The organism is Hymenobacter cyanobacteriorum (genome assembly GCF_022631375.1).
GTDB lineage: Bacteria > Bacteroidota > Bacteroidia > Cytophagales > Hymenobacteraceae > Hymenobacter > Hymenobacter cyanobacteriorum.
Window position 1 is genome coordinate 215562 of record NZ_JALBGC010000002.1, and the last position, 26510, is coordinate 242071.

Below are 26510 nucleotides of genomic sequence, written 5' to 3' on the forward strand. Positions count from 1 at the left end.
GCTCTGCATGACAGTTAATTAGCATGACCGTCCGCTACTCCTGCCGCACCAGGCGCTTGTGCACCTGCCCGTCGCGGGTGTCGAGTACGACTGAATACACGCCGGGGGCCAGCGCGCGCAAATCGAGCTGACTGCCGCGCAGGCGGGTGGTGAGCACGGCCTTGCCCAGCACGTCGAACACCGTGACCGGCGTGCCTTCAAGCGCCACCGGGCCGGCGAGGCTGACGAGGCCGGCCGTGGGGTTGGGGTAGAGGCTGATTTGGGCTGCGAAGGCGCTTTCGCGCACCGCCAGCGGGCCGCTCACGCGAGCCAGGGTGTTGGTGCTCTGGGCCAGGTTGGCGAGCGAGTCGGTGGTTGCCACGCGGCGGCCGTCGAGGGGCGCGTAGATTTCGAGGCTGCCTTTCAGGAGCGAGTCGGCGGCCATGGCCAGGATTTCGTCCTGGTTCATGCCGGCGCGGAAGAACATCCAGTCGCGGAACTGCACGCGGGTGGGGGCGGCGGCCCCGCCGAGGTCGAAGCGGGTGGGGCGCAGGCGCTCCTGCACGGTGCCCTCGCGTACGCTATCTACATAAAGCATGGTGGCGCCGCGGGCGTAGTAGTGCGTGAGCACCAGCTTGTGCCAGCGGTTATTCGCAACGGGCACCGAGCCCACAATGCTCTGGCCCTTGGCCGACTGGTACGTTACCACGCCGTTGCTGCCCACGCTGAGCGTACCGGCCGCGATGCCCGCACTGTCGCGGATTTCCACGAGCCGGCCCGCGCCCGAAGTCTTGAAGCGGATGGCCTGGGTGAAGGGATGCACCAGCTCCTCGGGCACCATCCGGATGATGTTGGTGGCCGCGCCGTTGGCTTTGGTGAGGGTGATGCCGTTGCTCACCTTGCGGCGGGGCAGGGGCTTATTGGCATTGAGGGCATCGAAAAGCGAGGGCACGATGGTGTAGAGCATCTCGGGATGGCCGAGGTCGTTGGGGTGCAGGGCATCCCACCAGTAGCCGGTAGCGTAGCGGCCGTTGCCGTCGTCGACGCCGCCCAGCAGGTTCACGCTGGGCACGTTCCAGCCGTGGATGAGCAGGTTCATCTGGCGCACGAAGGTGTACTGGGTGGCGGCGTAGTCGTTGCGGCCGTAGCCCAGGTTCACCACCGGAATCAGGCCATCGGCCCGGGCCAGGTTGATGATGCGCTGCATGTTGGTGCGGAACTGGTCGAACGTGGCCTGCCCGCCGGTGATGATGCCTTCGTTGCCGAGCACCAGCCCCACCATCACGAACTTGCTGCCGGTGGGCAGCACGTCGTTTTCAAAGCGGTTGAGCACATCGATGGTGTTGTTGCCGGGCACGCCCAGGTTGGTCGTCACCCAGGGCCCGCCGGTGCCGGCGGTGGCGCGGCGCGTCAGCAGCTCCGAGTAGAGCGTGGAGTAGCCGCGGTTGTTGGTGGCGCCCACGCCGGTAATCACCGACGAACCGATGAAGGCGATTTTGTTCGGATTCTGCGGGTAGTAGGTCTGGAGCTGCAAATCATCGAAATACACCGAGCCAGTAGCGGTACCGGCCGCGTTGCGCCACACAGCAGCTGCTTTCACGAAAGCCGTACCCGTGGGAATGGTGCCCACGGCTTCCAGCCGCGTCCAGGTATTGGTAGCCGAAGCGGCCACCAGCGAGTCGGACTTGAACCGGCCCAGCAGCGCCATGCTGCTGTTATAATAAAGCAATTCCAGGTGCGCCGACTGGCTGCCGCTGAGCGCGCCGGCTGAGGGGTTGTAGAAGTAGCCGCTCAGCTTGTAGGAATTCACGCCCGTGGTGGCGCGGTAGCTGATTTGCTGCTCCAGCCCCAGGCTGCCGCCCGTGAGCTGGGCCGCGTAGGTGCCCGCGTGTTTGGTAGCGGTGCTCACGCTGGCCGCCGCGCCGGTGCCGCGTGAAACCGTGGTCCAGAAATTCAGATTGCCCAGTTCGAAGCCGGGGTTCTGGAAGCTGTAGTTCACGACCGGCACGTTGCCACGGCCCGGCACAATGTCCATGCGCAGCAGGTTGAGGTAGGCGTACATGCCGGTGGTTTTGCTCACTTCCAGCGTAATGGCGCCGGTGGCATCGGCCGTCAGCGTATCGGAATGGGCGAGGGTGTTGTTGTTGCCGGCGTAGCCGTTGGCGCCCACGCCGGTGCCGGTGGTGGTCAGGCTCACGGTGTTCTGGTTGCTGCCCGTGAGCTTGTACTGCGTCACCCGCGTTTCGGCCGTGGACACGCGGCTGCCGAACAGGTGGAATACGTAGCGCTTGCTGGGGTCGAGGCCGTTGAAGCGCATGGTGCCCACGCTGGTGGTGCCGGTGCCCTGCAAAAAGAAGTAGTCCTGCGTGGCCGTGGCAATGGCGTATTCGCCTAGCAGCGCCGCGCTCGGAGTCAGCAGGCCGCCCGTGGTGATGCCGTTGGTGAGGAAGTTGGCCCCGATTTTCAGCTTGATGCCGGTGGCCGCATTGGCCTTATCGACCAGCCGGAAAGTGTCGGCCACGCCGGTGTTGTTCAGAATGTTGTTCCAGTAGTTGCCGTTGGCGTCGGGGCTGGGCGTGATGTTGCCGTTGGTCACGTCGTTGGGGCCGAAGTCGGCCAGCAGCGAGCGCACCGGCACCGTCGTCTGGGCCTGCGCCGAGCCCAGGGCCAGCACACTAAGGGCCAGAAGGATTAGTGGTTTTTTCATACGAATTGATAGGATTTAGTTGTTGGTTGCTCGTTGTCAGTTGTTAGCAGTTGGTTATCGTTGCTCGTTGTCAGCTGTAGAATCTGATAAGTGAATCTGGCAACTGACAACGAGCAACTGACAACTAGTTTTTCACGATTTTCAGCTGCTGCACCTGGCCTGGCAGCGCCACGCGCAGCAGGTACACGCCGGCGGGCAGCGCGGCCAGGCGCGTCAGCTCCAGGCGGGTGGTGCCGGCAGCCAGCGTCACGGATTCCGAGTACACCACGCGGCCCAGCGCGTCGCTGATGGTCAGCGGCGCGGTGCCGCCGAGGGCCGGGCCGGCCACGTCCACCGTCAGGCCGGCGGTGAAGGGGCTGGGGAAAGCGGACAGCTTCGGAGCGGCAGCGTTTGTGCCGAAGCTCACCGCCTGCACTGGCGAGAACGAAGCCGAACCGTCGAGGTCGAGCTGGCGCAGGCGGTAGTAGCGAACGCCGGTTTTGCCGGCTTCCGTATCGAAATACTGGTAGAACTGCGGGCTGTTGCTATTCGCCAGGCCCGAGGCCACAAACGCCAGCTTGCGGAAAGCCTGGCCATCGGCCGACACCTGCACTTCATACCCGGCGCTGTTGCGCTCGCTGGCCGTCACCCAATCCAGCTCCACATCGGCCCCCCGGCGCACGGCCGCGAAGCTGCTTAGCGTTACGGGCAGGGGCGCGGCGGCGTCGCTGGTGGTCAGCAAACCGAGGCGGGTGAACGGGCCGGGGCTGCTCGCGGTGCGCGCCGTCTGGTCCACGGTCGTGTTGCTGAACGTCTGGTAGCCGCTGTTGTCGGCCACGCGCTGGCTGATGCGCTGGGCGGTTTCGCTGGCAATGGTGCCGAGCAGGGCCGGGTCGTAGCCGAGCGTGGCCTGGTAGGTGTAGCCATTGCCGTCGCCGTTCGCATCGGTGAAAACGAAGTAGGCGTTGGCAAAGCGGGCGTTGGCCACGTAGGGCGCGGGCGGGTTGGTGCCCGAGTAGTAGCGGGCCGTTACGAGGCTGGGCACGGTGCCGGTGCTGCCGTAGGTTAGGCTGGCCAGCGTGCGGCCGCCCAGCGAAAACGTCTGCGTGCCGCCCAGCGCCGGGGCCGCCGAAGCCGTGAGGGCCGGCGGCGTCGAGGTCGGCGTGAATTCATCCGAACCAATGTCCGTACCGCCCGCTGCTACGGTTGTCGAGCGGCCGGTGGTGGCACTGCCGAAGTCGCCCGTCTGGCCAGCCACCTGCACGCCGGTACCGTTGGCGTACCAGGCTTCGGGGTTGGCGGGGTTGATATCGAGGTTGCCCGTGACGAGGTCGGTAAACAGGTTCGCGGCCGCTACCGTGGCGCTGGTGGTGCTCAGGCTGCTGGCGTCGCCGCCCGAGCCGGCAGGCTGGGCCGCTTTCCAGCCGGCGAAGCTCAGTGCCACCCCGCCCCAGTTGCCCACGGCCGTGGCGCTGGGCGAAATCAGCAGGTTGTAGTCCGAAGCCGTGGCGCTCCAGCCCGTGGTGCTGGCCGTGCCGATGGCGTAGGCCGCAGTTCCGCTGGCCGCTGTGCGGCCGTTGAACAGCAGGTTGTTGCGCAACTGCACCGTGGCCGGCGTGGCCGTGGCGCTGCGCCAGAAGCCGTAGCTGGTAGCCGCTGCCGCGCCAGCCGGGGCCAGGTACACCGAGTTGTAGTAGTAGCTGTTGCTGCCGCCGCTCGACAAATCCTGAATGCCGAAGGACAGCTGCGTGGCCACGCCCGGTGCCAGGCTAACCTGGTTGTTGGCGAAGGTGCCCGAATACGTGCCCTGCACGGCCAGGCCGCGCACCTGGTCGGCGTTGGCTCCCGTGCCGGCGCTGCTGCCGTAGATGTTCCACACGCGGTTGCGCTCCGTGACCGAGCCGCTGGCCGCCGCCCCGCACAGCAGGCCGCTCACCACGGCGGTGTTGCTGGTGGCCGTGCTAGTGGTGCCCACGTCGCTGATGCTGTTGCCGCTGATGGTGGTAATGCCCAGAATGCCAGTGGTGCCGGTTGAGGCCACAAAAATGCCGTGGGTGTTGAAGCTGCCGGTGGCGGCGCTCTGCACCGTAGTCACCGTGTTGCCCGTCACGGTAGGCGTGGCGTTGTCGCTATAGCCCACGAACATGCCGCGCAGGTTGTTGTTGCCGCCCACCGTTATGCGCACGTTGCTAACCGTGTTGTTGCTGATGGTGTTGCTGCCGCCAGCCGAAATGCCATATATCGTCTTCCCCGTCGAAGTGCCCGAATAGGTGAGGTTGGTTACCGTATTGCCGGTCACGTTCGAGCCGGTCACGGTATTGGCCTGAATGCCATAGAGGTTATTCGTCAGGCCGCTCTGGCTCAGGTTGTTCAGCGTGTTGCCGCTGATAACCACCACGCCGCTGCCGGTTGAGTTGATGCCCACTAGCTGGGCCGCCGTGGCCAGGTTGCTGCTCAGGCCGCTCAGCTGGTTGCCGCTGATGGTTCCACCGCTGGAACCGCTCACGTAGATGCCGAACACGGGCGCGCCGCCTCCCGGGGCCGACAGCGTGCCAATGGTATTGTTCGCAACGGACAGATTCCCGCCTCCGCTCAGCCACACGCCGGCCAGCGGAATGTTGGACGCCGTGCCCCCCGTCGCAAACGTCGAGTTGCTGGTCAGCGCGGTCATCGTGTTGCCGCTGACGGTGGCCGCGCCGCTGCCGTTCACGTACACGCCGGCCACCGGCGAAGCATTGGCTGTGCTAACCGTGGTGCTGGCAATGGTGTTGGTAATGGCACCGCTGAGGCTGCTGAACGTGTTGCCGCTGATGGTGCAGGCCGAGCTGCTGCTCACGTTCACGCCGGCCAGCGTGCCGGTCAGCGCTCCCGTCGTGCCATTGGCTACGGTGGTCGTGATGCCCGCCACGGTGTTGCCCTGCACGGTCGCGCCCACCGCGTTGCCCAGGTCGATGCCGTAGAAGTTGCCGGCGTGCGAAATGCCCTGCCCGCTGCCAGTGCCGCCAATGGTGTTCGATTGCATCGTCACGATGCCCGCCGTGCCGTTGCGGGCATGAATCCCGTACATGATGCCGGTCGCAGCCGAGGCGAAATTGCGAATCACGTTGCCCTGCACACTGGTGGCGGCGGCCCCGGCCGTGGTGCTCAAATCCAGGTAAATCGGGTACTCATAGCTGGTCCCGGCTCCGATAGTGAAGGCCGCGCCGCCTGCGCCCGCCTGCGAGCCGCCAATGGCGTTGTTGCTCACCGTGTGCCCGGCTCCGCCCACCAGCACCACACCGTAGAACGCCGCGCTCAGCGTGCCGCTGGCATAATATAGCTGGTTGTTGCTGATAACATGGTTGTTGCCGCTGCTGAGGCGCACAAAGCGCAGGTCGCCACTGCGGCTCACGGTTTCGTACACGGAGTTGCCATCGGCAGCCATGGTGCCGCCTATCAGCCAGTTGTCGCCGCTGTTGGTTGTCACATTCAGGCCCGCCGCCGTGAAGTTGTAGATGGCGCAGCTCCGCACGGTGTTGTCGCTGTTGGTGGCCCCGGCCGCGCCCGACGAGTAAATGCCGTTGGCCGGCAGCAAGGTCGTGCTGTTGTTGGCCGGCCGCACGTCGCAGCTGGCAATGGTGTTGAAGTCGTTGCCCGTCGTGCCGGTTGTGCCACTGAAAAACACGGTGCCGCTGCTGGTGCCGGTATTCGCGCTTTCGATAGTCAGGTTGCGCAAGGTATTGTAAGTGGCATCATTACGCAGCAGCACGGCGGGGCCGGCGGCGGTATTGCGTAGCGTGAGGGTGCGGGCACTGGTGCTGCCATCGTACCCGCTGATGGTCAGGTAATCGGTGCCGTTCAAATCAATCAGCGCCGTGGTGCTGCTGCCCGAAATCACCGAGCTCACGCCGGCGGCCGGCACAATGCTCACGCCCTGCCCCGCGCTAAGCGTGGGAGCGGGCACCACTAGCGAAGTCGCGCCCAGGTTATACGTGGCATCGAGCAACTGAAAAGTCACGCTGTTGTTGGCTGTCACGCCGTTGCCCAGGGCCGTCATGGCCGCTGGCAGGTCGGCGTATGTGCGGGCGGGGTCGGGTGAGGTGGTGGTGCCCACGTAGTAGGTACCGCTGAGCGTCTGGGCCCAGCCGGCGGTGGTGGCCAGGGCCAGCAGCGCGGCCGTCAGCAGGCCGCGCCGACGGGTGTTGTCTTGGTTGGCGCGAAGACTTGATACAGAGTCGAAGTCGGGCATAGGAATTCTCGGGAGGTGATGAGGGTATGGAATGAAGTAAGGGCGGCGACCTACCCCGCAGGGCAGATACCAAACGATTGCAGCCGCGAGTCGCAATCGTTTGGGGTAGTACACCCAACTCCCGCAATACCCCTATTGGCCCGGCCAAAAAAATCCCGCAAAGTGCCTCATTACTTCACCGACAAAGAATTTGAGGCGCGGCCACTCCGCACGCCATTCATTGACTCCGCGGGCCTGCTTCTGCTACCGTTGCTCCAGCAGAATCAGTTTCCTCCAGACCGAACCCTGAAAACGCAAAAAGCCCCGGCCGTTTGCACGACCGGGACTTTGCTGTAGAGAGAGGACTCGAACCTCTAATTGTACTAGCGAGATAGGCTAGCGCGTCTGCCAGTTCCGCCACCCCACAAGGTTTGGTAATTCAAACTTAGTAAATTATTTGGCAATAAGCAAATATTTAATAAGATTATTTTTGTGTTAGCATTTGCGTAATGTACACAATTTGGGCATCTGGTAGCCCGGTTGTAAGTTCAAAAACCCGCTCTGCTGGCTGGAATCACAGATTCTGATATCCCGTCTGCCTCAATTCTATCCGTCTGAAGAAAGAGCCAAGTTAGGGCTCAAAAGATGCGGAAACAAAACCCGGCCTGCCGTTGAGCCCAAAAAAAGCACGGCAGCAGTAACAATTGCTCGGCAGTGAATGTCAGGGAGATAGATGCGCAAAGGTTAGCGCTAACAGGCGTTTGGGTAGTAACAGGGTAGGGTGGAGCGGGTATCTTTGCGGACCGGCCTGGGGCCTGTTCTAACCTGTGAATCCCGCTACTCTTCGCAAGATTATCCACCTCGACATGGACGCGTTCTACGCCTCGGTGGAGCAGCGCGACGCGCCGGAGCTGCGGGGCCGGCCGGTGGCGGTGGGCGGGGCCCGCGAGCGCGGCGTGGTGGCGGCGGCCAGCTACGAGGCGCGGCAATTTGGGGTGCGCAGCGCCATGCCCTCGGCCACGGCGCTGCGCAAGTGCCCTGAGCTGGTGTTTGTGCCGCCGCGCTTTGCCGTGTACAAGGAAGTGTCGCGGCAAATTCACGCCATTTTCGCCGAGTACACGCCGCTCATCGAGCCGCTCTCGCTCGATGAGGCCTACCTCGACGTAACCGAAAATCTGGCGGGCATTGCCTCGGCCACCCAGATTGCGCGCGAAATCCGGGCGAAAATTCTGATTGAAACGGGCCTCACGGCCTCGGCGGGCATTTCCTACAATAAGTTTCTGGCCAAGCTGGCTTCCGACTACCGCAAGCCCAACGGGCAGTTTGTGGTACGGCCGGGGCAGGGGCTCGACTTTGTGGCCGGGCTGGCGGTGGGCCAGTTCCACGGCATCGGGCCCGTGACGGCGGCGCGGCTGAACCAGCTGGGCGTGTTCACCGGGGCCGATTTGCGGGCCCAGCCGGTGGAACTGCTCACCCGGCACTTTGGCAAGGCCGGGCGCTACTACCACGCCATTGCCCACGCCGAGGACCACCGTCCCGTGGTGCCCGACCGCGTGCGCAAGTCGGTGGGCTCGGAAAACACCTTTGCCCACGACCTGCACGAGTTGCCCGACCTGCTGGCGGCACTGCCGCCGCTGCTGGCCGACGTGTGGGCCTACTGCGAGCGCACCGGCGCGCGCGGCCGCACGGTCACGCTCAAAGTCAAGTTTGCCGATTTTCAGCAAATCACGCGCAGCCGCAGCGGCGCGGGGCCCGTGCCCGATGCCGCCACGCTGGCCCGCCTCGCCCGCGAACTGGTGGAGGGCCTGCTGCCGCTGCCCAAAGGCGTGCGCCTGCTGGGCCTCACGCTCTCGAACCTGGAGGCGGGCCAGGAAGCAGCCGGACAGCAGCTGAAACTGGCGCTGTAGGCGCTGGCAGACCGAGCGGCGGCGCGTCTTTTTTGCGGGAAGTCCGTATGGTCATCCGCCACTTTTCGCTACTATTCGATGCTCGTTTCTTTCTGGCAGCGCCTGCGCTACACCCTGCGGGTGCATAAAATGCTGCTGCTGGCCCTGCTGGCTGGCCTGGTATTGCCGTGGGTGGTGTTCGTGAACGTGGCCGAGGACATCTGGGAGTCCGGCGGCTTTATCGGCGACAAGCGGATTCTGGAGTTTCTGCACGCTCACGCTACACCGGGCCTCGATAAGCTGGCGCTGGCCCTCACCGCCGCCGGCGACCCGCTGCCGATGGGCGTGCTGGCGGTGCTACTTGCCCTGGGACTGGCCGCTTGGGGAACGCGCCAGCAGGCCTGGTTTTTTGGCCTGTCGGTAGGCGGGGCCATGCTGCTGAACCTGCTGGTGAAAGTCGTATTTGCCCGGCCCCGGCCTGCGCTGTGGCTCAGCCTGAAACCTGCTTTCTACTACAGCTTCCCGAGCGGGCACGCCATGGGCGCGGCAGCGGTGGCCACGGCGCTGGGCTTTCTGCTGTGGCGGCACCAGGGGCGCTGGCTGGCGTGGGGGCTGGGGCCGCTGTTTGCGCTGGGCGTGGGCTGGAGCCGCATGTACCTGGGCGTGCACTACCCCTCCGACGTGCTGGCCGGCTGGACGGGCTCGGTGGGCTGGGTGGCGGGGCTGCACGTGCTGTTTTCGCCCGAGTTTCATCAGCTGCGGCAGCTCTGGCGCGAGGCCCTGCACCGGCGGCTGCCCACGGTGGTGGCGCCGCCGCACGCGCCTGCCCACACCCCGGCCTAGCGGCCGGCGCCGTTACTTGCCCGGGTTTTCCGTTTGGCTGCCGTTGCTATGACTAATCCCCTGCGTCCTGTTTCCGAGCCCTCGCCGAAGTTGCTGGGACTGCTTTTGCTGCTGGCGGGCGCAGTTTTCGGCTGGCTGCTGGCTGGGGTGCTGTTCTCCGGCGGCTTGCCCTGGGATGCGCCCGTACTGAATTTCTGGCACCGCCACGCCATGCCTGCGCTCGATAAGCTAGCCATTTTGCTGACCATCGTGGGCAATACCGGGCCGATGGTGGGCCTCGGCGTGCTGGTGTGGCTGGGGCTGCTGGCGCGGCGGCAGAGGCGGGCGGCGTGGGTGTGGTTCGCGTCGGTAGGCGGGTCGATGGTCCTCACGCAACTCATCAAGCCGCTGGTAGCGCGGCCCCGGCCGGCACTGTGGGCCAGCATCCGGCCCGAGCACACGCTCAGCTTCCCGAGCGGGCACGCCATGGACACAGCGGCCATTGCCACAGCGCTGGTGTTTCTGGTGTGGGGCCGCCGTGGATACCGGTGGGTAGGGCTGCTGGCCGTGCTGTTTTCGCTGGCCGTGGGCTGGGCGCGCCTGTACCTGGGCGTGCATAATCCGTCGGATGTACTGGCGGGCTGGGCGGCGGCGGCGGCATGGGTAGCAGCGGTGCAGTTGGCAGCCGGGCGCAAATTACCGCGTGAGGCCAGGCTCAGATAACAATGCCGCGCTAGGCTGGCGCGTCGGCCTCGTACCAGATGCAGGGCACGCCCTCCACCAGAAACGTGGGCCCCTGGCGCATGCCGATTTTGGCCAGAATGCGGCGCGAGGCCGTGTTGTGCCAGTCGGCGTAGGCGCAGATGCGGGGCAGGCGCAGCGTCTCAAACCCGTAGTCGAGCCAGGCGCGGGCGGCCTCGAAGCCGTAGCCCTGGCTCCAGAAACGCGGAATGAAGCGGTAGCCGAGGTCGTAAAAATTGGTTTCGCCGTTGAGAGGCCCGGCTACCAGCTTCAGCCCGGCCCAGCCCATGAACTCGCCAGTTTCGCGCAGAATCACGGCCCAGCGCCCAATGCCATTTTCGGCGTACTGCTGCTGAATGAATTCGATAAGGGCCGCGCTCTGGGCCGGCTCGCTCACCATCTGCCCACCAATGCCGCCCAGGTAGCGGTGCACGGCCGGGTCGGAGTCGAGCTCGAACATGCCGGCCGTATCCTCGGCAGTCAGCGGGCGAAAGTGCAGGCGGGCGGAATCGAAGGGTTGCATAGAAGGGCAGCACCAGCTGCCGCCGGTGCCGGATACGAATGATGCACCGGCAGCCGGAGCCGCCAGGTGCTGCAAAGTTACCGCGTCAGAATCAGCCGCTGGTGCTGGCCCTGGGTTTCGGCAAAATAAACGCCGGGCAGCAGCGGCTGGCGGGCGGCGTCGCGGGCATCCCAGGGCAGGGCGTGGGGGCCGGCGGCCGCCTCCAGCGGCAGCGTGCGCACCACCTGCCCCTGCGCGTTGCGGATGCGCAACTCGGCCGCGCCGGCCGCGTGCCGCGTGTAGCGCAACGTAGTGCCGCGCGGGCCGAAGCTGCGCTGGTCGGGCGCTTCCAGCGTCAGCGTTTCGGGCGTAGTCAGCACGGCCCGCGCATCGAGCAGTTGCAGGCCGCTGATGCGCACGGCCGCGTCGGTGCGCATCAAAAAGTGAATTTCCAGCTCGTGCGTCGTCGGGTTATACGCGTAGCCTTCGGCGGGAATGGGCTGCTCATCGAGCTGCAGGCCAGTGGGCGCGGCCGCTACCCGCTGCACCAGCAGCCGCACCAGCCGGAAGGCCGGCATGCCCGGGTAGTTGCCGGTACTGAGCAGGCGTAGCGTGCTTTGGCCGTTGGCGTAAGTGCCCTGCATCCGGAGCGTGGCAAACTCGTTTTCCGCCAGCGCCCGGGCCGAGTGCCCGTCGTCCTCATACAGCGTGAAGCTCGAATTGGGCGTACCGGCGTCGGGGTAGTAGCGCAGCAGCAGCGTATCGGCCCGAAACTGGTCGGTGCTGGGCCGGTAGGCCGTCATCGGCACCAGGGCTCCGGCGCGCACCAGCAGCGGCGTGTGGGCCAGCGGCGCGGGCACTGAAACCGTTTGACCACCCGTGTAGGTCTGGTTGGAGTAGAAATCAATCCAGTTGCCGGCGGGCAGCGCCACGTTGCGCTGCCGCTGGCTCGGGTGCAGCACCGGTGCCACCAGCAAGTTGGGGCCGAGGAGGTATTGGTCGTTGGAGTTAAGAGTTAAAAGTGAAGAGTTAGGAGTTAAAAGCGAAATGGCAGATTCCGAATAGACTGTTCTTTTTAACTCTTCACTTTTAACTCTCAACTCATAACTCTCTTCATAATCCATCGTCCGCACCAGCGGCGCGCCCGTGGTCGTGTTTTGCCAGGCCAGTGTGTATAGATAAGGCAGCAACTGGTAGCGCAGGTGCACGGCCTCGCGCACTGCGCTTTTGTAGGGCTCGGGGTAGAAGTAGGGCTCCGGGGGCACGCCTTCGCCGTGGGGGCGCAAAATGGGGCAGAGGCTGGCCATTTGCAGCCAGCGGGTGTAGAGCTCGGGGTCGATGCCGCCCACGCAGAAGCCGCCGGCGTCGGAGTGCATGTAGCCCACCCCCCCCTGGCCCATGCCCAGCATCACCGGCACCTGGGCCTGGAAGCCGCTCCACGAGCGGTTGATGTCGCCCGACCACGGAAACACGCCGTTGCGCTGCAGGCCTGCCCAGCCCGAACGGGCCAGGTTGAACACCCGTTCTTCGGGGAATTCGCGGGCGTAGTTGTCGCGGAAAATGCCGGCCCACACCTGTCCGTAGGCGTTGTGCACGGCCCGCGTGGGGCCCCAGGCGTGCTGCATGGCGGCGGGGTGGTTTTCGGGCTCGCCGAGGTCGGACCACCAGCCGGCCACGCCCTGGTTGTGCAGGCGGCGGTAATTATCCCACAGCCAGTTGCGGGCCGCGGGCTTGAACACATCCAGGATGCTCGCCGGCCCGGCCCAGAACGAGCCCACCGTGAACGGCCGGCCCGCCGCGTCGGTGCCCACCAGCCCCTGCGTGCGCACGAGGCTGTCGTTGCGCGAGGTGCGCATCACGTAGGGCTCCGAAATCAGGATGGTTTTCACGCCCTGCTGCTTCAGGCGGCCCATCATGCCGGCCGGGTCGGGGAAACCGGTGGGCTCCCAGGTGAAGTCGCCTTGCTTTTTGGTGCCGCCAAACCAGTACAAATCCAGCACCAGCGCATCGAGCGGGAAGTTTTCGCGGCGCATGCGGCTGGCCACCTGCTGCATCTCGGTTTCGGACTTGTACCCGAACCGGCTCTGAATCAGGCCCAGCGCCCAGCGCGGCGGCAGCGGCTGCCGGCCCGTCAGGGCCGTGTAGCGGTCGAGGATTTCGGCCTGGTTGCGGCCCGTTATCACGAAGTAGGAGAGGGACTTGAGTCCTTCGCCGCCGTATTCGAGCACGTTGGGGTCGGTCTTGCCCAGGTCGAGGTAGCCGGCCGCGTGGTTGTCGAAAAACAGCATGTAGCCCCGGCTGCTAAGCACCGTGGGCAGCGTGATGTTCAGGTTGGGCTCGTGGTTTTGCGAGCCGTAGTGGGCCTGGTTATACAGTTCCAGCCGGTAGCCGCGCCGGTCGAGCGGCAGCGCGCGCGAGCCGGTGCCGTACAGCCGCTCGCCCGGCGCGAGGCGGAAGCGCACACCCGCGCCGCCGGGCTCGGGCTGGGTGGCGGCAGTGGGCGCGGCGGCCTGGCGGCGGAAGGCGGCGGCGGCTTCGGTTGCTAGTTTTGTCGCAGAAACCTGGTTTTCGGCAACAGTTACGGCCAGCGTTTTCTTATCAATGGTGATGGTTTGACAATTGATGCTGTAAACCAGCTTATCGGGAGAAGCAGATAGCCCCGCACAAACATCAGGACCATATTTTTTGATGGTTTCTGCTGGGGGTGGGCCATCACAGCCGTGGTTGCAGGTCGTTTCGTACTGAACCGGCTGCGGCGGCTGCACCACGCTTATTGAAGAGTCGGCAGCAGAAATTCGTCCCGTTGGAAAGTAACTGATTCTAACTACACTGGGTGCCCAGGTTTGAATGCGGCGCAAGCTGCCATCGGTGGCTTTGATATCAAGGAAACTGCCGACGTACTTTTTTGAGTTGTCGGCGATGCCAGTAACCGTATGCCCCGCATACCGCCCGCCCGGCACTGCCCGGGCCGGCACCACGCGCCGCCCAAACGGGTCGGTGGCCGGCGGGCCGCCCTCGGCGCGTTGGCCAAATGCGGGCCCGGAAAACAACAGCGACAGCGCGGCCAGCGCCCCGCCCGAAACATAAACGCGGAAAAAAGCCTTCATCAACAACAAATCGGTGCGAGGCGGCAATTTACAGCCCGGGGCTGTCAGGCCGGCGGCGAAGCGCTGCAGTGCAGGAAAAACGCCGCTAAAACCTGCGCGCTGCATCGCGCTGGCGCTGCCCTTCGGCTCTTGCCCGCGAACAAGCCGGGAACCCCGCCGTTACTTTGCAGCAGCCCGCCACCTTTCCGGTGAAAAAGCCAGCGTTGCCCAATTATGACCCCAAAGTCGCCCGCTTCCCCGTACGCCGCCGTTTTCATCGACTTCGAGAACGTCTATTACTTTCTCAAAAACCATTTCCACGACCCGCCCGACCTCAACGACATCTGCCTGGACATTGTGCGGACCCTGCGCGAAAAGCTCAGCGCCACCGGCCTCGATAGCCTCATCAGCTACGCCTACGCCGATTTTGAGCGCCTGGCCACCGCCCCCCAGGGTGCCCTATACCTGATGGGCGTGAGCACCCGCAACGTGCTGGGCACCGACCACAAAAACGCCGCCGACATGCAGCTCTGCATCGACGCGCTGGAGGTGATGTACACCCGGCCCGACATCGGCACCTTCGTGCTCGTGGCCGGCGACCGCGACTACATTCCCGTGTTGCAGCACCTGCGCCGCCAGGCCCGGCAGGTGCTGGTGGCGGGCTTCCGCGAGTCGGTGTCCGGCGATTTGCTCCAGAACATCGGGGCCGCCCAGTTCATCGACGCCCGCGACCTGCTTACGTCGGCCCGCGTCGAGCAGCTCGAAAAGCGCCGCACCGACCGGCAGCGCATCATGGAGGAAGGCCGCCGCCTGCGCGAGCAGGGCCTGGCCGGCGTCACTTCGGCCGCTGCGCTGGCCGTCCGCGCCGCCGCGCCCGAGGCTGCCGGCGTGGCGGGCGAAGCTGCCGCTGCTGACGCTTCGGCCGCCGTGCCGCTGCCCCGCGTGGTGCCCGTGCCCTCGGCCACCGCGCCGCGCCCGATTGCGCCGGCGCGGCCCTTCGTGTCGCCCCGCGCCGGCGAGGACGGGACCGAGTTTGCGCCCGCGCGCCGGCTGGCCACCGATACCGAGCGCCGCACGCTGGCTTTCATGCTGGCCGAGTTTCAGAAGCTCGAAGCCAAGCAGCAGCGCCGTGTGACGGAGCTGTGGCTGGGCCCGTTCATGCGCCTGCTCACCGACGAGCTGCCCGAACTGCCCGACTACGAGCGCCGCGACCTGCTGAACAAGCTGCGCGACGCCGGCACCATCCGCATCGAAAAGCGCGAGGGCGAGCCACACCCGTTTTCGGTCATCGTCGTCAACTACAGCCACCCCGATGTGCAAGAGCTGCACCCCGGCGACGAGTAGCACCCGAGCCCGGCCGTGGGTTTGAGCGTGGGTATTCTGGGCCCTGCCTGCGTATCTTCGCGGCCGAAAGCCGGCCGGGCGAATGCCTCATTCGTGGCCGCATTGCCGTTCCATCTCACTTCTAAGTTTATCCCATGAGCTTTTTCTCCGAAGCTGAAACCAGCATTCGCCTCCTCTTCGATACCGTCAACCTCGGCTTCAACGTGGACCCCAGCAAGGGCCAGGACCACATCGAAAACTGGATTCAGCACCTGCGCAGCATCGACCAGCCCGCCACCCGGCCCATCGTGGCCGAGCTCGAAACCCTGCGCGGCCACGTGAACAACAACAACGCTGCCGGCATGGCCCAGGCCTTCCAGAACCTCGGCGAGCTGACGGCCCAGGCCGCCGCTGGCACCCACAACTTCAGCGGCGAGGGCGACAAAGCCCGCGAGCTGAGCCAGAAGCTGGTAACTGCCGCCGGCAACCTGCGCCTGGTAGCGCGCCAGACCCCGGTGCAGCATTAAGAGTTAAAAGTTAAAAGTGAAAAGCCCGCCTGACGATTCAGGCGGGCTTTTCACTTTTAAACTTCTTCCGAGGCAGAGCAAAAGGGCCATTACAGGCTTTCACTATTAACTCTCAACTTTTAACTCTTTTCAATACCCCATCGCCGTATCGTCGCCGCGTGGGTCGGCGCCGCCTTCAAGCACGCCGTCGGGACGAATGTGAATGAGGTCGAGGCGGCCCCAGGGCAGGTGGGGGTTGAGGCGGTAGCCGTGGGCGCGTAGCGTGTCCTGCGCGGCGGGGAGCAGGGCACCGGCTTCGACCTCAATCTGGTCGGGCAGCCACTGGTGGTGCAGGCGCGGCGCGGTCACGACCTGCTGGGCGTTCAGGCCGTAGTCGACAATGCCCAGAATGCTTTGCAGCACGCTGGTAATGATGGTGCTGCCGCCGGGCGTGCCCGTCACGAGGGCCACTTTGCCGTTGCGGGTGAGGATGGTGGGCGTCATGCTGCTGAGCATGCGCTTGCCGGGCGCGATGGCGTTGGCGGTGCCGCCTATCAGGCCGTAGGCGTTCGGCACGCCGGCTTTGGCCGAAAAGTCGTCCATCTCATTATTCAGCAGAAAGCCTGCGCCGGCTACCACCACTTTGCTGCCGTAGGCGCCATTCAGCGTGGTCGTGCAGCTCACCGCGTTGCCGAGGGCATCGACGATGCTGTAGTGCGTGGTTTCGGAGCTTTCGTAGCCGGGTAGCTTGGCCCCGGCGGCCACGTCGGCGCTGGCCGTGGCCCGGCCCCGCGAGCGGAACGAGGCCGCGCGCTGGCGGTTGTAGTCGGCATCGAGCAGCTTCTGCACCGGCACGTAGCCGAAGTCGGGGTCGCCGAGGTAGGTGGCGCGGTCGGCGTATACGCGGCGCTCGGCTTCGGTGATGTAGTGCACGGCCAGCGGCGTGTGGTAGCCAGCCTGCGCGAGGTCCACGGGCTCCAGCATTTGCAGCATTTGCAGCAGCGCCACGCCGCCTGAGCTGGGCGGAGCCATCGTAATCACGTCGTAGTCGCGGTAGCGGCCGCGCAGCGGCTCGCGCCACTTGGGCTGGTACTTATCCAAATCGGCCTGGCGCACCAGGCCACCGCCGCGCTGCATAGAGGCCAGCAGCAGGCGGGCAGTTTCGCCCTGGTAGAAACCGGCGCGGCCCTGGTCGCGCACGCGGGCCAGGGTGCGGGCCAGCTCGGGCAGGTGCAGGGTGTCGCCGGCCTGCCACTCGCCGCCGCCGGGGCGCAGGTAAGCGGGGGTGCTGCCGGGGTTGTACTTCTGGAAATCGGCGCGGGTGCGGTTGAGGCCAGCGGCCTCCTTGGCGGTGAGGGGCACGCCGCGCGTAGCCAGCGCCACGGCCGGCTGCACCAGCGAAGCCCACGAAAGCTTGCCCAGCTGCTTGTGCAGCGCGGCCATACCGGCCACCGTGCCGGGCGTGCCCACGGCCAGCGGGCCGGCGGTGCTCAGGTCGGGCACCACGTTGCCAGCTTTGTCGAGGTACATGTCGCGGGTGGCGCCCGCCGGGGCGGTTTCGCGGAAATCGAGCGAGCCGGCCGAGCCGTTGCGGTCGCGGTAGAGCAGGAAGCCGCCGCCGCCGATGTTGCCGGCCACGGGCAGCGCCACGGCCAGCGCAAACTGCACGGCCACGGCTGCGTCGTAGGCGTTGCCGCCGCGCTGCAAAATCTGGGTGCCGATTTTAGAAGCTTCAGGGTGAGCCGAAACCACCATCGCATAACGGGCCAGCTTGGGCGCGGCGGCCGGCGGCAGGGGCGAGGCCAGCGAGCCCTCGAAAGCGCGCGAAGTAGAGGTGACGGGGCGCTCGGCCGAGCAGGCCAGCAGCAGCGCCAGCGGAATAGCGAGTAAACGGTGCTTCATCGGGTTGGGAATAGAGCGCCAAAGTACGCCAAAGCGCGTCCTTTGAACGGGCTCAATACGATAAAATACGGATTATTGGCGGCGCAACCGATAGCACGCCCGGCCAACGGCCGCCACGCCCGCGCCGGCTCCTTACATTTGGTCCAAACCGACTTTCCCATGGCTAAGAAAACTCCCGCTGCCCCCGCCGCCCAAGCTCCTGCCGCCACTGCCGTTCCAGCGGCTACGCCCGCCAACACTGCCGCGAAACCGACTGCCAAGCCGGCCGCCGCGCCTACCGCGAAACCGGCTTCGAAAGCAAAAGCTTCGCCCGCCGCCAAAGCAACGCAAGCCACGGCAGCTTCTGAAGCTACTTCGCCCGCCAAAGCCTCTGCGCCCAAAAAGGCTGCTTCCAAAGCTGCCACTGCTAAAGCGGCTCCTGCTGCCAAAGCGGCTGCCGCCCCCAAAGCAGCTCCCGCCGCCAAACCCCGCCGCCCCGCTCCGCTGACGCTCGTGAAAAATGACCCCTGGCTGGCCCCCTTCGAAGACGTGTTGCGCGGCCGCCAGGCCCGGCTGCAAGCCCGTCTGGCCGAAATCGAGGAGTACCACGGCTCGCTGCTGAACTACGCCACGGCTCACCAGCAGCTGGGCCTGTACCATGATGCCGGGCGCGGCGGCTGGGTGTACCGCGAGTGGGCTCCGGCCGCCGATTATTTGTCGCTGATTGGTGATTTTAACGGTTGGGACCGGGGAGCCAACCCGCTGCAAAAGCTGGATTTTGGGGTGTGGGAAGCGTTTTTGCCCGATGGCGAATACGACCAGCGCCTAAGCCACGGCAGCCGCTTCAAAGTGCACGTGGCGGCCAATGGCCAAGGCAAGGACCGCCTGCCCGCCACCCTGCGCCGCGCCGTGCAGGACGACGAAACCAAGGACTTTGCCGGCCAAATCTGGCGGCCCGCAATCCCGTTTGCCTGGACCGACCAGCAGTTCCGGCCTGCCACCGCCGTGGCCGAGCCGCTCATCTACGAGGCGCACGTGGGCATGGCCACCGAAGACGAGCGCGTGGGCACCTACCGCGAGTTTGCCGAAAATATCCTGCCCCGCATCGAGGCCGGCGGCTACAACACCGTGCAGCTGATGGCCGTGATGGAGCACCCGTACTACGGCTCCTTCGGCTACCACGTGGCCAACCTGTTTGCCGCCAGCTCCCGCTTCGGTACGCCCGAAGACCTCAAATACCTCATCAACGAAGCCCACCGGCGCGGCATCGCGGTGCTGCTCGACATCGTGCACTCGCACGCCGTGAAAAACGAGGCCGAGGGCCTGGCCGATTTCGACGGCTCCGGCAACCTCTACTTTCACAAGGGCGAGCGCGGCAACCACCCCGGCTGGGACAGCAAGCTGTTCGACTACGGCCGGCCCGAGGTGCAGCGCTTCCTGCTCAGTAACCTGCGCTTCTGGCTCGAAGAATTTCATTTCGACGGCTTCCGCTTCGATGGCGTGACGAGTATGCTCTACCACCACCACGGCGAAGGCGTGGCCTTTATGGGCTACGACAACTACTTCGGCCCGGCCGCCGATGAGGACGCTATTCTCTACCTGCAGCTCGCCACTACGCTGGCTCACGAGTTCAAGAAGGGCAGCCTCCTGATTGCCGAGGACATGAGCGGCCTGCCTGGCCTGTGCCGGCCCATCAAGGAAGGCGGCGTGGGCTTCGACTACCGCCTGGCCATGGGCATTCCGGACTACTGGATTAAGCTTCTGAAACACACGCCCGACGAAAACTGGCCCCTCGGCGACCTTTGGCACACCCTGAGCAACCGCCGCGCCGGCGAGAAAACCATTGCCTACGCCGAAAGCCACGACCAGGCCCTGGTGGGCGACAAAACCCTCGCGCACTGGCTGTTCGATGCCGGAATTTACGCTCACATGCACGTCACGGACGGCGACCCCGGCGCGGCCCGTGCCCTGGCGCTGCACAAAATCATCCGGCTGCTCACGCTGGCGGCCGGCGGCGAGGGCTACCTCAACTTCATCGGCAACGAGTTTGGGCACCCCGAGTGGGTCGATTTCCCCCGCGAGGGCAACGGCTGGAGCTACCAGTTCGCCCGCCGCCAGTGGAGCCTGGGCGACAACCCCGACCTGAAATTCCACCAGCTGGGCGAGTTCGACAAGGCCGTGATTCATTTGGCCAAAGCCCGGCACCTGCTGGCGGCCGGCCCGGCCACCCTGCTCAAGCACGACGAGGAAAACCGGGTGCTGGCCTTCGAGCGCGGCGGCCTGGTGTTCATCGTGAACCTGCACGTCGAAAAGAGCCTGACCGACTACCGATTCTGGGTGCCGGAGGAAGGGAAATACCGCGTGGTGCTCTCATCCGACAACGGCCGTTTCGGCGGCTTCGACCGGCCCGATGAGAACTACCAGTACGAGACGTACGAGCATCAGCTCAGCCTCTACCTGCCGAGCCGGGTGGCGCTGGTGCTGGCGCGGGGGTAGGGCGCTGGCAGGGCGCTGGCCGCAGTCTAAGCGAAGCGACGACTGCGCGCCACTTGTAAATCGAGTTTGCAACTCGATTTACGAGCATCCACGTACCAAAACGGCGAGTTACAAACTCGCCTTACCTTGGGCATACAGTCGTCGCTACGCTTAGACTGTTGCCAGCACAGCGTATTTCTTATCCTTCATCCCGTGGCCTACCCCATTCGCAACCAGCAGGGGCTCTACTTTATCACCTGCACCGTGGTGGAGTGGGCCGATGTTTTCACCCGGCCGATTTACAAGGATATTATCATCGAAAGCCTGCGGCATTGCCAGCAAGCCAAGGGACTGGAGCTGTTTGCGTATTGCCTGATGAGCAACCACCTGCACCTGATTGCCCGGGCGGCTGATGAGTGTAATCTGTCGGACATCATGCGGGATTTCAAGAAATACACGGCCAAGCGCATTTTCGAAAACCTGCACGCCAACCCTCAGGAAAGCCGCCGCTTCTGGCTGGAATGGCTGTTTAAGAACGCGGCCAGTTTCAATCAGCGCAATACCAATATTCAGTTCTGGCAGCAGCCCAGCCACAGCATCGAGCTTCTTACCGATGCCGTGACACGGCAGAAGCTGGAGTACATTCACCAGAATCCGGTGCGGGCGGGTATTTGCTACCGGGCCGAAGATTATGTGTATTCCAGCGCTTCGTTTTATGCCGGGCTGGCGGTGGAGCGGTTGTTTTAGCGGTTGCGGTAAGGCGAGTTGCAAACTCGCTTTACGGCCGGCGCGCAGTCGTCGCTTCGCTTAGACTGCGGCCAGCTTGGGGCCCAGTTCGGCCGGCTCGGGACCAGAGTGGACAATTAAATTCTGAGCATAGCGACGATTCATCCGTTCTTTTGCGCGTAGGCACGTCCTTTCCCTTCACGCGTCTGTTCCCTTATATGCCTTCTACCCCGGTTCCGCTTCCGCTCCGTGCCCTTGCCGCCGAAGACGTGCTGGGCGACCTGCTGGCCGTGTCGATGACGGGCATCATCTACTACACGCCGATTTATGACCCGGCCGGCTCGGGTGAGATTGTCGATTTCACCTTCGTCTACCTCAACCCGGCGGCCCAGCGCATGATGCGCATGCCTGAGGTGCCCACCCTGACGCACAACCAGCAGTGGCCCCACAGCCGCCAGCAGGGCACGTTCGGCTTCCACGTTGATGCCTACGTGAGCGGCGAGCCGCGCGAATACAACATCAACTACCAGCTCGACGGCTACGACAACTACTACCGCCTGGCCGCGCGCCGCGCCGGCGATGGCCTGTGGGTAAGCTTCACCGACACTGCCGACCAGCCCCGCACGCCCGTAGAAGTAGCCCTGCGCGAAGCCCAGGCCGCCGAGCAAGCCGCCCGCGCCGAGGCCGAAATCCAGCGCCAGCGGTTCTACGACATGCTGATGCAGCTGCCCGCCCAGGTGGCCGTGCACGAGGGCCCCAACCAGGTGGTCACGTTCGTTAATCCCAGCTACCGGCGCGCGGCCAACGGGCGCGAGCTGCTGGGCCAGCCCATGCGGGCGGTTTGGCCCGAGCTGGCCGACCACGGCGTCCTCGACATTCTCGAACGGGTGTACCGCACCGGCGAATCCTTCCGGGCCACCGGGTTTCCGCTGCAGGTCGATTTTGAGCGCACCGGCCAGTTGGAACAGATGTACTACGACTGCTTTTTTCTGGCCCTGCACGACGGCCAGGGGCAAGTAACCGGCGTGCTCGATTTCTCTTACGACGTGACCGACGCGGTGCGGGCCCGTCAGCAGGTCGAGCAGCTGAACCAGGAGTTGGAAACCCGGGTGCTGGAGCGCACGGCCGCCCTGAAGGAAAGCGAAGCCCGCTTCCGCATCCTGGCCGATGCCGCGCCCAACCAGGTGTGGGCGGTGAATCCGGACGGCACCATCCGCTACGCCAACCAGGCCTTTCTGGACTTTGTGGGCGTGCCCCTGGAGCAGTACGTGACCACCGGCTGGGCCGCGTACATGACCCCGGAAGAGCTGAAACGGGCCCAGGCTGCGCTGGAAGACGCCATTCGGACCCGGGCCCCGTACCGGCTGGAGCACCGCATGCGCCGCCACGACGGTCAGTACCGCTGGCTGCTGGCCCAGGGCGCGCCCAGTTTCTACCCCAACGGCGACCTGTACGGCTACGTGGGCTCGGCCATCGACATCACCGAGCTCAAGCAAACCAACGAGCGCCTGACCCGCACCAACCAGGACCTCGACAACTTCGTGTACGCCGCCAGCCACGACCTCAAGCAGCCCGTCAACAACCTCGCGGGCCTGTTCGAGGAGCTGCGCCGCAGCATCACCTTTTCTGACCCCGCCGAGGAGCAGCTGCTCGTGCCCTTGGTTCAGGACGCCCTGCAGCAGCTCAGCCTCACCATCGACGACCTGGCCGCGCTCGGGCAGGCCCAGCAAATCAGCGAAGCCTCCCTAACCGAAGAAGTGCCGCTGGCCGAGCTGCTGGAGGACGTAGTGAATACGCTCGAACCGCAGGTGCGGGCCGCCCGCGCCCGCATTACGGTCGACTTTGCGGCCCGGCCCACGGTGGCTTTTGCCCGGGCCAACCTGCGCACCATCCTGCTCAACCTGCTGGGCAACTCGCTCAAGTACGCCGACCCGGCCCGCCCCGCCCGCATTCACGTTTCGGTGTGGGTTGAAGACGGGCAGCCCGTGCTGGTGGTGCAGGATAATGGCCTCGGCTTCGACGCGGAAAAGCACGGTGAGGAGCTGTTTCACCTGTTCCGGCGGCTGCACACCCACACCTCGGGCTCGGGCGTGGGCCTCTACCTCGTCAACCGCATCGTGCAGGCCCACAGCGGCAGCATCGTGGTGGAAAGCCAGCCCGGCCAGGGCGCCACGTTCCGCGTGCGGCTGGGCCGGGCGTAGGCGCGGGCGGGGCTGGAAGCTCTAATTGGTGATTGTATTACCGAGCTGGTTTGTGTTGCTCGAGTAGATTTGGCAGCAGCGACTTGATTGATATTAGCGTTTTTGTGAAGTGTTTGAGCGAGAAATACAAGAGTTTACAACGGCACTTTTCGGGCCGTCGTCTTGGTAATTACCCAGCGCCATCGCTCCACTTTGCCCCCAGTGTACTCCCAACTTTCGACTAAATGCAACTGGCCGGTGCGGTCGGGAGAAAAGGTATTCACCGTCGAATCGGGAAATACCCGCTCTCGTCCCGAAACGACCACCCGCCGGGGAGTGAAATGCCGCTCTTTAAAACGCAAATACTGCCCCTCGATGGCATATTCCCCCGTCGTTTGCTCTGCCCCTTTGCGGGAAGTGGTCCGCAGGATGGCACTGCACTGCGTCATGCGAGACTTAGCGCGCGTGACAACAAAATACGTGTTGTCGGCTTCGTCGTCGTGGTCGTATTGCGTTTTAAGCTTGATGTCGTAGTAATATGCCCCGACTCCTACATGGCGTGCCGGGCGGGTTTGCCACGTGGCATTCCCACCGCAGAGCGTCGCAACCAAAACGAGGGCGAAGAGGCATTTCATAGCCATAAAGTAACGCTCGTTTTCGCAAACCACAGTCTACAGAGACTTGTGAGCTTTTCGAACGGTGCCCACAACCCGGACAGAGTTTCGCTGCTGCGCCGCTGGCCGCAGTCTAAGCGAAGCGACGACTGCGCGCCGGCCGTAAGGCGAGTTTGCAACTCGCTTCTAAGATGAATGTGAAGTGCAAAGGCGAGTTGCAAACTCACCTCACCTTAGGCTCGCAGTAGTCGCTTCGCTTAAACTGCGGCCAGTTCGGGGCCGTACGGCCGCCCAACCGTTACTTCCCCAGCTCCAGCACCACGGCGGTTTTGGCGGGCAGCTGCAGCGTCGCCAGGCTGCTCAGGTTCTCGCCCGTGAGCACGTTGCGGGCCTTCGTGAAGCCGGTCATGCGCTCCGAAAAGCGGGCGGTGGGCAGGGCGGCGGCTTTGTCGGTGGCGTTGGATGCTACCATCACGGTGCCGGTGGCATCGTAACGGAAGTACACGTAGATGCCGTTTTCGGGCAGGTACTGCATCAGCTTGCCGTCGTGCAGCACTTTGTGGTCGCGGCGGTAGGTGGCGAGTTTTTTCACGAAGTCGAAGGCCTCGTTTTCGCGGGCCGAGCGGCCGGCGGCGATGAACTTGTTCTCCTTGTCGCCGGCCCAGCCGCCGGGGAAATCCTTGCGCACCTCGGCATCGGTGGGGTCCTTGAAGTTCTTCATCAGGATTTCGGTGCCGTAGTACATGCTCGGAATGCCGCGCGTGGTGAGCAGCCAGGTCAGCCCCATCTTATACTTGTCGAGGTCGTCGCCAATGACCGACAGGAACCGGTCGTGGTCGTGGTTGTCGAGGAAGGTCACGAGCTTGGTCGCATCCTGGTACACCACGTCCTGGGCCAAGGTCTGGTACACGTGCTGCGGGCCGCCGTCCCAGCCGGTGGCGGCAGGCGTGCCCACTTCTTTCAGGCCGGCCAGCATGGCGCCTTCGAGCACGAAGTCGAGCGCGCCCGGCTGGTTCGACTTGAAGGGGAAATCAATCTTGTTGCGCGTGTAGTAGGCCTGGTCGATGCTGTTGGTCACGGCTGATTCGCCAAAAATGTGGATGCGCGGGTACTCGGCCAGCAGCGCCGCGTTGCAGCGGTTCATAAAGGGCTGGTCGTTATACAGGTAAGTGTCGATGCGCCAGGCATCCACGCCAAAATTCTCCACGCTCCAGATGGCGTTTTCAATCAGGTAGTTGGCCACGTAGGGGTTCTGCTGATTGAGGTCGGGCAGAAAGGGTACGAACCAGCCGTCGAGCGTGACTTTGCGGTCCGTCTGGGCCGCGTGCGGGTCGGTGATGGGGGTGTAGCGGTAGGTGGTGTTGGTGTAGGTGGGCCACTGGTGCAGCCAGCTTTTCATGGGCAGGTCCTGCAAAATCCAGTGGGTATTGCCCACGTGGTTGTACACGGCATCCTGCACCACTTTCAGGCCGGCAGCGTGGGCCTGCTGCACGAAGCTCTTGTAGCCCGCGTTGCCGCCGAAGCGCTTGTCCACGTTGTACTGGTCGGTAAACCCGTAGCCGTGGTAGGAGGCGCGCATGGTGTTGTTCTCGTTGGTCAGCGGCTGGTTGTTTTCCAGCACCGGCGTAAACCACACGGCCGTCACGCCCAGGTCTTTGAGGTAGGGCAGGTGCTGGGCCGCGCCGGCCAGGTCGCCGCCGTGGCGGAAGAAGGGGTTGGCGCGGTCGTGGTTGGTATCGCGCATATCGGCGAACTTGTCGTTGCCGGGGTCGCCGTTGGCAAACCGGTCGGGCATGGCCAGGTAAATGAAGTCGGCGGCCGTCACGCCCTGCGCTTTAGGGGCGTTGTCGCGGGCCCGGATTTCCCAAGTCTGCGTCACCGTTTGGCTGCCTTTCTTGCCGATAATCTGCACCCGGCCGGGCTTGGCGGTGGGGCTGATGACGAGGTCGAGAAAAGCGTAGTTCGGATTCTCAACGGTATTGGTTTTCACCAGCTTCACGCCGGGGTAGTCGATGCTGTAGGCCAGCGTGCCCGCGCCCGGGCCGTGCACCAGCACCTGCACGCTGGGGTTCTTCATGCCCACCCACCAGTTGGTGGGGTTCACGCGGTCGATGCTGGCGGTGGTTTGGGCATCGGAGAAAAGTGGCAGCAGGGCCAGCAGCGGCAGCAGGAAGCGGTTTTTCATGGTGAAGGTCGGGGGCGGTGGGAGATGCGACGGAGTATTTAAATTCCAGAACGTCATGCTGAGCGCAGCCGAAGCATCTCTACCGCAATACTAAACCCAATCATTTGGATTACGCTCGCGGTAGAGATGCTTCGGCTGCGCTCAGCATGACGTTCTTTTACTGTGACGTTCTAACGGGCCGTGCTACTGGCGCTTGCGGCCCTGGCCCAGCATTTCCACCGTCTCGGCCAGGCGGTGGGCGCGGGTTTCGGGGCGCTTGGCACCTTCGAGCCAGCGCACGAACTCGCGCTGGTGCGTGTAAGCCAGCTTGTTGAAGTAGGCAGCGGCTTTGGGGTTCTGGGCAAGTTGGGCGGCGAGGTCGTCGGGCGGCGTCATCTTGCGCTCCACCACGTCACGCGAAAGCGTGACGCGCACCGTGTCGCCGATGGTTTTGTCCACCGCTTTGCGGATTTGCTTGAGCACGTGCAGGGCGTGGTGGCCATCGCCGAGCGGCGTGATGCTGCCCTGGTATGGGTAGCCATCGAAGGTGACCTGCACCGGCACCCGGCCCTTGGTGCCGTACACTTCCAGCACCGAAAACGGCACTACGACGAACACGCCGCCATCGCCGTCGCCGGCTTCTAAAACTGCTTCAAATTCGTGCTCAGGCTGCATAGGGGGCGGGGGAATTGGGGCCAATGGAGGCGCAAAGGAAACCATTTTGGCACAACT

Annotated in this window: 16 protein-coding genes and 1 tRNA gene; 8 read left to right on the plus strand and 9 right to left on the minus strand. The window is 64.6% G+C overall.

The genetic code is table 11. The annotated features are described in order from the left end of the window. Positions 1 to 34: 34 nt before the first annotated feature. The 3 genes from MON38_RS06155 to MON38_RS06165 form a co-directional block, all read right to left on the minus strand. Positions 35 to 2686, minus strand: a complete 2652-nt coding sequence (locus MON38_RS06155; RefSeq protein ID WP_241935277.1) for an SGNH/GDSL hydrolase family protein — start codon at positions 2684 to 2686, stop codon at positions 35 to 37. Positions 2687 to 2810: 124 nt separating this feature from the next. Then, positions 2811 to 6893, minus strand: a complete 4083-nt coding sequence (locus tag MON38_RS06160) for a T9SS type A sorting domain-containing protein (RefSeq protein ID WP_241935278.1) — start codon at positions 6891 to 6893, stop codon at positions 2811 to 2813. Positions 6894 to 7223: 330 nt separating this feature from the next. Beyond that, positions 7224 to 7299, minus strand: a tRNA-Asp gene (locus MON38_RS06165). A 400-nt stretch (positions 7300 to 7699) separates the two neighbouring features. On the opposite strand from MON38_RS06165, the gene dinB reads away from it, so the two are divergent. The 3 genes from dinB (at position 7700) to MON38_RS06180 (ending at position 10303) form a co-directional block, all read left to right on the plus strand. After that, complete coding sequence (gene dinB / locus MON38_RS06170; RefSeq protein ID WP_241935279.1) at positions 7700 to 8779, plus strand: DNA polymerase IV; 1080 nt, start codon at positions 7700 to 7702, stop codon at positions 8777 to 8779. A 78-nt stretch (positions 8780 to 8857) separates the two neighbouring features. After that, on the plus strand, positions 8858 to 9601 hold the full coding sequence (locus tag MON38_RS06175; protein WP_241935280.1) for a phosphatase PAP2 family protein: 744 nt from the start codon (positions 8858 to 8860) through the stop codon (positions 9599 to 9601). Positions 9602 to 9649: 48 nt separating this feature from the next. Continuing rightward, entirely contained in the window at positions 9650 to 10303 is a 654-nt protein-coding gene (locus MON38_RS06180; protein WP_241935281.1) for a phosphatase PAP2 family protein, read from the plus strand. Positions 10304 to 10313: 10 nt separating this feature from the next. Here the strand turns inward: MON38_RS06180 and MON38_RS06185 are convergent, their stop codons facing one another. Both MON38_RS06185 and MON38_RS06190 read right to left on the minus strand, forming a co-directional pair. Further along, entirely contained in the window at positions 10314 to 10844 is a 531-nt protein-coding gene (locus MON38_RS06185) for a GNAT family N-acetyltransferase (protein WP_241935282.1), read from the minus strand. A gap of 77 nt (positions 10845 to 10921) precedes the next feature. Then, positions 10922 to 13930, minus strand: coding sequence for a TIM-barrel domain-containing protein (locus tag MON38_RS06190; RefSeq protein ID WP_241935283.1), 3009 nt, complete (start codon positions 13928 to 13930; stop codon positions 10922 to 10924). Between the two features lie 213 nt (positions 13931 to 14143). Between MON38_RS06190 and MON38_RS06195 the strand changes: the two genes are divergently transcribed. After that, a complete protein-coding gene (locus MON38_RS06195; protein ID WP_241935284.1) occupies positions 14144 to 15253 on the plus strand; it encodes an NYN domain-containing protein in 1110 nt (369 codons plus the stop codon). Between the two features lie 134 nt (positions 15254 to 15387). Continuing rightward, positions 15388 to 15759 carry a hypothetical protein gene (locus MON38_RS06200; protein ID WP_241935285.1) on the plus strand — a complete coding sequence of 124 codons (372 nt, stop codon included), beginning with the start codon at positions 15388 to 15390 and terminating at the stop codon, positions 15757 to 15759. Positions 15760 to 15888: 129 nt separating this feature from the next. Here the strand turns inward: MON38_RS06200 and ggt are convergent, their stop codons facing one another. Continuing rightward, entirely contained in the window at positions 15889 to 17640 is a 1752-nt protein-coding gene (gene ggt, locus MON38_RS06205) for a gamma-glutamyltransferase (protein ID WP_241935286.1), read from the minus strand. 159 nt (positions 17641 to 17799) lie between these two features. On the opposite strand from ggt, the gene MON38_RS06210 reads away from it, so the two are divergent. The 3 genes from MON38_RS06210 (at position 17800) to MON38_RS06220 (ending at position 23021) form a co-directional block, all read left to right on the plus strand. Then, on the plus strand, positions 17800 to 20115 hold the full coding sequence (locus MON38_RS06210) for an alpha amylase C-terminal domain-containing protein (RefSeq protein WP_241935287.1): 2316 nt from the start codon (positions 17800 to 17802) through the stop codon (positions 20113 to 20115). Positions 20116 to 20307: 192 nt separating this feature from the next. Then, the gene (locus MON38_RS06215; RefSeq protein ID WP_241935288.1) at positions 20308 to 20841 is read left to right on the plus strand and encodes an REP-associated tyrosine transposase; all 534 of its coding nucleotides are present in this window, start codon (positions 20308 to 20310) and stop codon (positions 20839 to 20841) included. Between the two features lie 197 nt (positions 20842 to 21038). Further along, positions 21039 to 23021 carry a sensor histidine kinase gene (locus tag MON38_RS06220; protein WP_241935289.1) on the plus strand — a complete coding sequence of 661 codons (1983 nt, stop codon included), beginning with the start codon at positions 21039 to 21041 and terminating at the stop codon, positions 23019 to 23021. 134 nt (positions 23022 to 23155) lie between these two features. On the opposite strand, the gene MON38_RS06225 is transcribed toward MON38_RS06220, so the two are convergent. The 3 genes from MON38_RS06225 to MON38_RS06235 form a co-directional block, all read right to left on the minus strand. Then, positions 23156 to 23635 carry a hypothetical protein gene (locus tag MON38_RS06225; RefSeq protein WP_241935290.1) on the minus strand — a complete coding sequence of 160 codons (480 nt, stop codon included), beginning with the start codon at positions 23633 to 23635 and terminating at the stop codon, positions 23156 to 23158. 277 nt (positions 23636 to 23912) lie between these two features. Beyond that, on the minus strand, positions 23913 to 25799 hold the full coding sequence (locus MON38_RS06230) for an alpha-amylase family glycosyl hydrolase (protein ID WP_241935291.1): 1887 nt from the start codon (positions 25797 to 25799) through the stop codon (positions 23913 to 23915). Between the two features lie 183 nt (positions 25800 to 25982). After that, positions 25983 to 26453, minus strand: coding sequence for a YdeI/OmpD-associated family protein (locus tag MON38_RS06235; protein ID WP_241935292.1), 471 nt, complete (start codon positions 26451 to 26453; stop codon positions 25983 to 25985). Between the last annotated feature and the right edge of the window lie 57 nt (positions 26454 to 26510).

What these genes read in the sequence shown, in the direction of transcription:
- MON38_RS06225 (WP_241935290.1), bottom strand. Translation starts at nt 23,635, where the DNA reads ATGAAATGCCTCTTCGCCCTCGTTTTGGTTGCGACGCTCTGCGGTGGG.
- MON38_RS06195 (WP_241935284.1), top strand. Translation starts at nt 14,144, where the DNA reads ATGACCCCAAAGTCGCCCGCTTCCCCGTACGCCGCCGTTTTCATCGAC.
- MON38_RS06210 (WP_241935287.1), top strand. Translation starts at nt 17,800, where the DNA reads ATGGCTAAGAAAACTCCCGCTGCCCCCGCCGCCCAAGCTCCTGCCGCC.
- MON38_RS06220 (WP_241935289.1), top strand. Translation starts at nt 21,039, where the DNA reads ATGCCTTCTACCCCGGTTCCGCTTCCGCTCCGTGCCCTTGCCGCCGAA.
- MON38_RS06190 (WP_241935283.1), bottom strand. Translation starts at nt 13,930, where the DNA reads ATGAAGGCTTTTTTCCGCGTTTATGTTTCGGGCGGGGCGCTGGCCGCG.
- MON38_RS06235 (WP_241935292.1), bottom strand. Translation starts at nt 26,453, where the DNA reads ATGCAGCCTGAGCACGAATTTGAAGCAGTTTTAGAAGCCGGCGACGGC.
- MON38_RS06155 (WP_241935277.1), bottom strand. Translation starts at nt 2,686, where the DNA reads ATGAAAAAACCACTAATCCTTCTGGCCCTTAGTGTGCTGGCCCTGGGC.
- ggt (WP_241935286.1), bottom strand. Translation starts at nt 17,640, where the DNA reads ATGAAGCACCGTTTACTCGCTATTCCGCTGGCGCTGCTGCTGGCCTGC.
- MON38_RS06230 (WP_241935291.1), bottom strand. Translation starts at nt 25,799, where the DNA reads ATGAAAAACCGCTTCCTGCTGCCGCTGCTGGCCCTGCTGCCACTTTTC.
- MON38_RS06185 (WP_241935282.1), bottom strand. Translation starts at nt 10,844, where the DNA reads ATGCAACCCTTCGATTCCGCCCGCCTGCACTTTCGCCCGCTGACTGCC.
- MON38_RS06180 (WP_241935281.1), top strand. Translation starts at nt 9,650, where the DNA reads ATGACTAATCCCCTGCGTCCTGTTTCCGAGCCCTCGCCGAAGTTGCTG.
- MON38_RS06160 (WP_241935278.1), bottom strand. Translation starts at nt 6,893, where the DNA reads ATGCCCGACTTCGACTCTGTATCAAGTCTTCGCGCCAACCAAGACAAC.
- MON38_RS06200 (WP_241935285.1), top strand. Translation starts at nt 15,388, where the DNA reads ATGAGCTTTTTCTCCGAAGCTGAAACCAGCATTCGCCTCCTCTTCGAT.
- MON38_RS06175 (WP_241935280.1), top strand. Translation starts at nt 8,858, where the DNA reads ATGCTCGTTTCTTTCTGGCAGCGCCTGCGCTACACCCTGCGGGTGCAT.